This window comes from Roseiflexus sp. (genome assembly GCF_057785375.1).
The window spans coordinates 52,569-59,707 of record NZ_JBYNRX010000039.1; the positions used below are offsets into that span (position 1 = coordinate 52,569).

At 64.4% G+C, this 7,139-nt stretch carries 5 protein-coding genes; all 5 read right to left on the minus strand.

Annotated features, from left to right (window positions below; genetic code table 11):
* Window positions 1-8 precede the first annotated feature (8 nt).
* The 5 genes from AC3EA7_RS07565 to AC3EA7_RS07585 all read right to left on the minus strand — a co-directional run bounded on the left by AC3EA7_RS07565 (window position 9) and on the right by AC3EA7_RS07585 (window position 6,815).
* Complete coding sequence (locus AC3EA7_RS07565; RefSeq protein ID WP_488613427.1) at window positions 9-2,153, minus strand: polysaccharide deacetylase family protein; 2,145 nt, start codon at window positions 2,151-2,153, stop codon at window positions 9-11.
* A gap of 532 nt (window positions 2,154-2,685) precedes the next feature.
* On the minus strand, window positions 2,686-4,047 hold the full coding sequence (locus tag AC3EA7_RS07570; protein WP_488613428.1) for a glycosyltransferase family 4 protein: 1,362 nt from the start codon (window positions 4,045-4,047) through the stop codon (window positions 2,686-2,688).
* Between the two features lie 11 nt (window positions 4,048-4,058).
* On the minus strand, window positions 4,059-5,177 hold the full coding sequence (locus tag AC3EA7_RS07575; protein WP_488613429.1) for a Gfo/Idh/MocA family protein: 1,119 nt from the start codon (window positions 5,175-5,177) through the stop codon (window positions 4,059-4,061).
* A 424-nt stretch (window positions 5,178-5,601) separates the two neighbouring features.
* Window positions 5,602-6,120, minus strand: coding sequence for a ribonuclease FAU-1 family protein (locus AC3EA7_RS07580; protein ID WP_488613430.1), 519 nt, complete (start codon window positions 6,118-6,120; stop codon window positions 5,602-5,604).
* A complete protein-coding gene (locus AC3EA7_RS07585; RefSeq protein ID WP_488613431.1) occupies window positions 6,117-6,815 on the minus strand; it encodes a methyltransferase domain-containing protein in 699 nt (232 codons plus the stop codon). The genes AC3EA7_RS07580 and AC3EA7_RS07585 overlap by 4 nt, the downstream gene beginning before the upstream one ends.
* Between the last annotated feature and the right edge of the window lie 324 nt (window positions 6,816-7,139).

The following is a 7,139-nucleotide window of genomic DNA, read 5'->3' on the forward strand; positions in this document are numbered from 1 at the left end:
GAAACGAATCAGCGGAGCGTGTCACTCAACGTTGTCGGTTCCAGCCCGACAGCGCGCAGACGATCAATGATTCCAGGGAGCATCCCCGCAGTCGCCGGGCGCCCGTGCATCAACAGGATGCCGCCCGCCGCTCCTGACGGATCGGCGACGGCGCGGTCGAGCCATGCCGGGATCGCCCGATCATCGGCGCTCCAATGGTACGGGATAAATCCCTCTGCAGCAACCGCAGCAACCGCCTGCGCGGTGTAGTCGCCATACGGGAAACGAAAATGCGGTCGTGTGCTGTGACCGGTGATCTCCTGAACAATCCGCTCGGTCTCACGTAATTCATTCGCCATGCCGTCGAGACCGATCCAGGAGAAGTAGGGATGGGTCAGCGAGTGATTGGCAATCTCGTGCCCGTCGGCAACGATTGCGCGCGCTGCATCGGGAAAGCGTTTGACCCAGTTCCCCGTGACGAAGAACGTCCCTTTGACGTTACGCTGCCGCAACGCTTCGAGGATGGCATAGAGGGTCGTATCGTCGATCTCGATATCGAAGGTCAGCGCCACCTTACCGGATGCCGGGTTGCCGCGACGCACCGGTTCGGTCAGCCCGAACGCCGGTTCTCCGGTGCGGAACAGCGGGATGACCAGCGCCCGTTCGGGGCGCAGCGGCGCGTCGGGGTCGAGCGCATTCAGGACCGCAATCGCCCCTGCATCACTGCCCAGCCGCGCCGCGATGCCATCCAGCGTTTCGCCAGTTGCAACGAGATGAACCGTATACCCGACAGGTGCTGGCAGCGGCGTCGGCGTGGGAGACGGCGCTGGCGTCGGCGTCGCCGATGGTTCGCTGAACGGCAGGCGAACCGGCAGAAACGCCGGACGCCTGGCGGTCGCCGCCGCTTCGATGCGTGCTGTCGGCGGCGCAGCCTGAATCGCAAAGGTCTCATCAGACGGTGTGCGCCCCGGGGCGCGGAACAGGTATCCGCCAAGGATCAACGCAGCGCCGACGGCGGCTGCCGCAACGAAGGGCAGCGGTCGAATCATCGAGCGCGGGCGCGCGGCGCGGCGCGGCAAAGGTTGGAACAGCGCGTCGGTATCAGGCGCAACCCGCAGCACCGGCGCACCCCAATGGTCGCCGATCCGCGCCAGCGCCGCGCGCCCGACCGTTACGGCGAGAGCGACCGGCGCCCCCAGCGCCAGCTGGTCGTAACAGAGCGCCGCAAAGCATGCCGCTTCGCCCGCAGGCAGCGGCGCACTGAATGCAATCGTGGCGGGCAGGCGTTCGTCGATCAGTAACGCAGCGCAGAGCATGGGGGCAACGTCAAGCATCTGCCCATTCCCGTCACTGCCGGTCAGCGTCGCCAACCGCAGGTCTGCCGCGTGCGCCAGCAGATCGATTAGGTCGCCAGCGTCGATCATAGCGCCAAGGTCGAGTTCGAGCCGCTGTTCGGGTGACAGGACGACGCGCGCTGCCAGGTGAAGCACATGCGGTGCGTCTTCCGCCAGCGCCCGTTGCAGGGTTGCAGGAGTGGCGTCGTGCGCCGTTCGCAGGTCGATCCGTCCAGCGCGAATCCCAGGCGCCAGCGCACGTTCGAGCGCATCCAGACAGTGTGTGTTACCAGGCGAGGCGACCGCCAGCACGCGCAGCGGCTCGCGCAGGGGCAGCGGCGGCAGCGGCGGGATGCGCCTCCCAGCCCGCACCAGCGCATAGTCGGCACGCAGCGCCGGCGTCCAGACATTCGTAGTGCCGAGTGACAGATATTCCCACGGAAGCGCCGCAAGTTCAGGGGCGTTGATCTGCAAGCGCATTTGCAAGCGCGCGCCATCTGCGGCGGCGGAACGCGCAGCGTCGAGCAGGAGCGCGCGAACCGGCGGCGTAAACAGCGCCCGCCCCAGCGCCCGCCCGATAGCCGCCACGTCCGCAATCCGCTGCATACCCGCGTGGAGCGCCTGATAGCCCAGATCGACCAGCGGTTCCGCCAGGTGCAGCTCCGACGCAACGGCGCGTCCGTTGACGCTCGCCTGCACCGGGCAATGTCCGTTGCCATCGAAGGGACCAACGGCGATGTGAAAGACAACAATCGGCGTGGCTTCGATCCCTGTTCGAGCCGGGGCTGACTGCATGGTTCCTCTCGCCTGGATGCTCGCCTGCTGGTACAATTGTACCATAGTAAGCGTGCGCCTTCGATATGCCATCCATGGTGTTGGATGTTGGCGACGCTGGCGGCGGTGTTGCTTTTCTGTTCAGCCTGGGGATGGATTTCCGGCTTTAGGGTGATCGTTCTCCTGATGGCGCTGACGCCCGCCAGGGCATTTTCCACACATGTGTTTGCGCTCGTAGGGGCAGGCCCCTGTGCCTGTCCGCCCTGTGCCTGCCCGCCGCGCGCCCTCCTCCAAGACCTTTGAGGTCGCGGCGAGACGCCTCCAGAGGACAGGCCCCTTGCCGCCTGTAACCTGCAACCTTCCCGCCTTCAAACTTTGTGGGCGCCCCTACGGTATTCCTTGCCTGCAACCTTTCCCCAAGACCTTCGAGGTCGCGGCAAGACGCCTCCAGAGGACAAGCCCCTTGCCGCTCGCAACGATCCTTGAATCCACGACACCGGTGGCGCAGACCTCAAAGGTCGGGGAGGTTTTCCACTCTCCCCAGTTCAACGCGCAACGTTTGCACGGGCGCGCCAGCGGCGCACTTCTACCTCCCGGCTCACCCCCCCTCGCCTCCCGCCTCCCGCCTCTTGCCCCTCGCCTCTCGCCTCTCGCCTCTCGCCTCTCGCCTCACACCCCTCGCCTCTCGCCTCGCCCCGACCATCGCCTCGTACTCCTGCTTCGTCCGCCGCGCGACCACGGGCCAGTCGAAGGTCGCGCGCACGATGCGAACGCTCTCTTCGCCCCACGCTGCCCAGCGGTCGCGCTGATCCAGCGCCAGCCGGATTCGCGCCGCCAGATCATCAGCGTCGCCGGGGCGCGCCAGATACCCATTGCGTTCGTCGAACACTTTGTCGGGAATGCCGCCCGCCGCCGATGCCACAATCGGACGGCGGTGGATCATGGCTTCCAGCGTCACGAGCGATGAACCTTCGTAGAGCGTCGGATGCACGACGAGATCGACCTCTTCGTAGAGGTTGTGCAGTTCGGCGTCGTTGAGCCGGCCCACGAATGTAACGTGGTCGAGGATGCCAGCCTGCTGCGCCTGACTCTCCAGAGCGCGGCGCTCCTTCCCCTCGCCGACCAGCAGCCAGCGCCAGCGTGATGGCAGGCGCTCCCGCAGCCGGGTGAATGCGTCGATCAGCACGTGATACCCTTTGTTGCGCTCTAACCGTCCGACGCTGAGGATTGTCAGGTCCGCCTCATCGAGACGCAATCGCTGACGCAGCGCAGCACGTGTGGTGTCGTTGACCGGCGCCAGGCACTCATCGGCGTCGATGGCGCTGGGAATGACCACGACCTTCGCCGGATCGACTCCCAGATAGCGCGGCAGGTCATCCTGCGTGCAGGCGTCGGTAGCGATGGCGCGGTCGGCGCAGCGCGTTCCGTAGGAGTAGAGGGCGCGGAAGGGAGCATATGCCAGCCATTTGCGCCAGTCGGGGGTGCGGTACTCTTCCAGCCCATGCGGATTGGCGATAAACGGCACGCAGCGCAGCACCGGATCACGGACGCGGATCCAGCCATATCCGAATGCGCACAATCCCTGGGCATGCACCACGTCATACGCACCACGCCGCGCCGCTGCTGCCGCTATGCGTCCCAACCGCCAGGAATACCAGGGGTAGTTGATCTGTCGTCCCAGAATCGAATTGGGGCGCAGCACCGGCGAGGTGTAGTCGTAGCGCAGCGTGATAACGCGCTCGATGCCGGGGAGCACATCGGCGTAGGGATGCACCGAATCGCGATTCGGTTCATCGTTGCGCGGAGTCTGCACATACAACGTCACCCGCACGCCAAGCCGCGCCAGGTGCGTCGTCAAATGGAAGACATGGCGCTCGATGCCGCCAAAGCCGTGGAGCGGGAACACAACCCGCGCCAGCATAGCGACGCGCAACGCATCGGGTGGAGAAGAGCCATTCATTGCATCACGCCTCACCCTTCGTTCACCCCGATCCACGCGCCATTGGCTGCGGCGCTCCGCCGCGCCGCGCCGATCGCGCGATCCACCTGCAAACCATCGGTGAGACCCGGTTCTGGGGAGACGCCATGGCGCAGAGCGCCGACAAATGACGCAATCGACGCCAGGTGCCACTGCAACGTCCCTCCCGGTGTCTCCGGCGATGGCAACGCTGCCGGCGGGGTCGTCCGGCTGAGGGTGGCGATCCGGCGTCCGCCGATCTCGCCGATCCCTTCGACAATCTCCAATCCGTTGGGATCGCGGGTGTCGAAGATCAGCGCGCCGGCGCTGCCATACGCCTCGATGCGAATATCGTCGCCGGCGCCGGGAACCATTTTCGAGACCTCGATGGTTCCGTAGCCGCCGTTGACCAGTTCGAGCGACAGCCAGGCGACGTCATCGCCTTCGACTCGCGTAGGGGCGCCATCCGCTCCAGGGCGCTCGACGACAACGGTGACGGTGCGCGCCGACACAGCGCGGATCGGACCGAGCAGATGAAGGGTCAGGTCGATCAGGTGCGATCCGAGATCGGCGAGCACGCCGCTTCCCGGTCCGCTGAAACGCCAGGAGATGGCGCGGTCGCGACGCAGGTTGCTGCTGCGGTAGTAGCGCAGATGGAAGCCGCGCACCTCGCCGATCAATCCGCCGGTCACACGTCGGCGCGCTTCCTGAATCGCTGGCGCGAAGCGCAGATGAAAATTCACGCCGCCGGTTAATCCGCGCGCCTGCGCCAGTTCGACGATGCGCGCCGATTCGACTGGCGTTGCGCCAAGCGGTTTTTCGCAGAAGAGCGCTTTTCCGGCTGCAAGCGCCGCTTCCGCGATCCGCGCATGGTCGCCGGTTGGCGCGCAGCAATCCACGACCGTGACCGACGGATGCGCCAGCATCTCACCGAGATCAGTGGTCGTCAGCACATCATCGCCAAGTTCGCGCCGCGCCCGTTCCGCCGACGCGGTGCTGGCGGTTGCAACAGCAACCAGGCGCACCTGTCCTGCCAGTTCGGGGTGCGCCAGCGGCAGCATCCCATAGCAGAGCGCGTGCATCCGCCCAATGCCGCCGTAGCCGACCAATCCAATGCCAATGATTGTAGTCATACACGTTCTACGATAAGAGCCTGATCCGACGAACTGACACTAACTTGCAGTCAGTCAGACAAGATGTTCGAGCGCCCGGTTCGCAAGGCGTAACGATCCACAACGTGCGTTGGCGGTCGTGGATGTATGACTGCGCATCGGCATCAGCGCTCCGACGGGGCTTTCACTTGCTCAGCGAGGGCTTTCGCCCGCAGCGCCCCAGCGGTATTGTACGAATGATCGCGCATGAGTATGAGGGCGCAATGTCGTGTTTCAGGGACACTGCGTGGACTTGTATACCATAATCCTGTATCACCTGCCCCTGCCTGCGAAGGCAGGCTTCGCAGCGGGCGGATCCCCGCCCCAGCGACCTCAGCCGCCCCCTCGGAGGGGGGGGACAGGGGGGGCAACGGGGCGCCGCGCCACTGCCTCCACCCCAGCGACCTCAGCCGCCCCCCTCCGTAGGGGGGGGACTGTGAATATTCTGCGCCACCCCGTCAAAAGGCGGCGCTCCTGCGCGCGCCAGGCGCTCCAGTTTTTCCAGGGCGGCGTGAGCAGCAGCATAGGCATGCGGGTCGCGCTGCGCCAGCCCACGCGCCTCGAACTCCTCGACATCGAGCCGCAGCAGGCGGTCGCGCCGCGCCGACACGAACAGATCGAGGTCAAGGTCCTCGGAGATGATTGCCTCTGCGCTGATGATCGCCGGGCGCGTCACATTGCAGTACCACCCCTTGAGCGCGCCGGTTGCGCTGCGCAATTCGAACACATTGCACCAGCGGCTGGCGTAGAAATGCTCGAGGAAGACGTCTCCCGGCTCGAAGGTCACATACCCGAGGTCGAGGCGCGGGCGATCCCACCGGGCGCGCACCAGTGCATACTCCGGCGTCATCTGAATGACCTCCGCCTGATAGATCACCGAGTCGTTCTTTTCGGGTTTGAGCAGTTTGACGGTGATGACCTTCATACGTAACTCCGCCGCAGCAACCGCCGGATCCGGCGGCGTACACCGGCGCCAAGCGTGCGCGCAACGAGCGACACAATGAACAGCCCGATCAGTTGCAGCAGCGACATACGCGGACGCGCCAGATCGTGCAGGAACGCCGGGTCGCGCAGGCGAAGCGGCGACGAATCGCGCACCTCAATCTTGAGATTTTCGGCGCGCCATTCGCGCTCAACCCAGAAGAGATCGGGCATGCTGCGCTGAAAAAAATAGTAGGCGGGGTTATAAGCGTAGAGATAATCGAACAACTCGCCAAACGGCTCGCCAGCTTCACGCGGATGGAGCACGAGCGTATCATTTTCGAGGTTGACATACCAGCGGTGGAACGACCAGTGGAACAGGCGCTCGGCGATTTCGGACGGGCTTTGAATATACCCGGCGGCGCTCACCCGCCGAAGTTCGGCGGCAAACTGGAGCGGGTCGTCCATGTGCTCCAGAATATGCGAGCAGATGGTGTACGCAAACGCGCCATCCACGAAGGGGAGATGATGAGCATCCGCCACCACGAACGGGCGATCAACCACGAGATCCCCGCCGCGCTCGCGGTTATCGGCGCCGGGGTAGCGGTCGAGCAGAACATCGGCGCGCGGGTGCGGATTATCGCCGCTCCCGATTTCGAGCACCAGCCCGATTTTTGGCGGATTGCACTTCTGTCTCATCATTAACCAGGGGGTAAGGGTCAGGGTTGAGGGTTAAGAGTTAAGATCGATTGTATTCATCGCTCCCTAACCCCTCATCCCTAACCCCTAACCCCTAATCAACCAGGGGGTAAGGGTCAGGGTTGAGGGTTAAGATCGATTGTATTCATCGCTCCCTAACCCCTCATCCCTAACCCCTAACCCCTAATTCACTACCGTACACTTTTTTACGCAAAGCTACTCTACCATCTGGAAGGCAACGGGAATCTCTTTGCCTTCGTTCAAAAGGTGCTCCAGCAAGCGCAACCCCAACTGAAAGAGGCTCAGATCGCAACGCTTGCCGCG

Coding starts and splice junctions, on each gene's coding strand:
- AC3EA7_RS07575 (WP_488613429.1), bottom strand. CDS start 5,177: ATGACTACAATCATTGGCATTGGATTGGTCGGCTACGGCGGCATTGGG.
- AC3EA7_RS07585 (WP_488613431.1), bottom strand. CDS start 6,815: ATGAGACAGAAGTGCAATCCGCCAAAAATCGGGCTGGTGCTCGAAATC.
- AC3EA7_RS07580 (WP_488613430.1), bottom strand. CDS start 6,120: ATGAAGGTCATCACCGTCAAACTGCTCAAACCCGAAAAGAACGACTCG.
- AC3EA7_RS07565 (WP_488613427.1), bottom strand. CDS start 2,153: ATGGTACAATTGTACCAGCAGGCGAGCATCCAGGCGAGAGGAACCATG.
- AC3EA7_RS07570 (WP_488613428.1), bottom strand. CDS start 4,047: ATGAATGGCTCTTCTCCACCCGATGCGTTGCGCGTCGCTATGCTGGCG.